Origin of the sequence: Bacillus sp. AY2-1, from assembly GCF_008368965.1 — a bacterium.
Classification (GTDB): Bacteria; Bacillota; Bacilli; order Bacillales; family Bacillaceae_G; genus Bacillus_A; species Bacillus_A thuringiensis_S.
In genome coordinates this window covers 1-640 of the sequence record NZ_QPEL01000325.1, presented here as the reverse complement: position 1 = coordinate 640, position 640 = coordinate 1, and the positions used below count along the sequence as shown (strand labels likewise).

Here is a 640-nt window from a genome sequence, read left to right as displayed (position 1 = left end):
TTTTTTGCATTATATTTAAAGGATAAAGTGGATTCTCTACTTGAGGTAGGTATAGTTATAGCTTTATCCCCAATTGCGGCGAGTTTTGGTTCATTAATTGGAGGGCATATAGCGGATACTTATGGACGGAAACCAACTATGGTACTCTCTATGGCCAGTAATGGGCTACTAATGCTTGTTTTTTTGTTTATTGATAGTTTTATAGGGTATGCCATTTTATCTATTGGTTTAGGGCTATGTAATTCTTTCTTTGAACCAGCGGCATCTGCAATGGTTACCGATGTAACAGAACCTGAAAAAAGAACTGAGGCATATGGATTACTTAGAATGGCTCATAATATAGGAGCTGCGATAGGCCCTATAATTGGTGCAGCAGTTGTGGTTGTATCAAAAGATGTCATATTTTTGATTACTTCTGGAACCATGCTGTTTTATACAATATTAATGTTATTGTTTCTAAAGGAAACAAAGCCTAAAAATATAATGATACATGAGGAAACACATAAACAGTCAATAAGATTTACGTTAAGAGTTGTTATAAGAGATAGAATATTTCTATTCTATATAGTGTCGGGAATCATTATATTTATGGGATTCTCACAATCGGAAGGTATGTTACCACTTCATTTTAGTAATGAGA

At 34.1% G+C, this 640-nt stretch carries 1 protein-coding gene; it reads left to right on the top strand.

Going from position 1 to position 640, the window contains the following annotated elements:
• A partial coding sequence (locus tag DN403_RS30850) for an MFS transporter (protein ID WP_255452095.1) occupies positions 1–640 on the top strand: 640 nt, incomplete at both ends.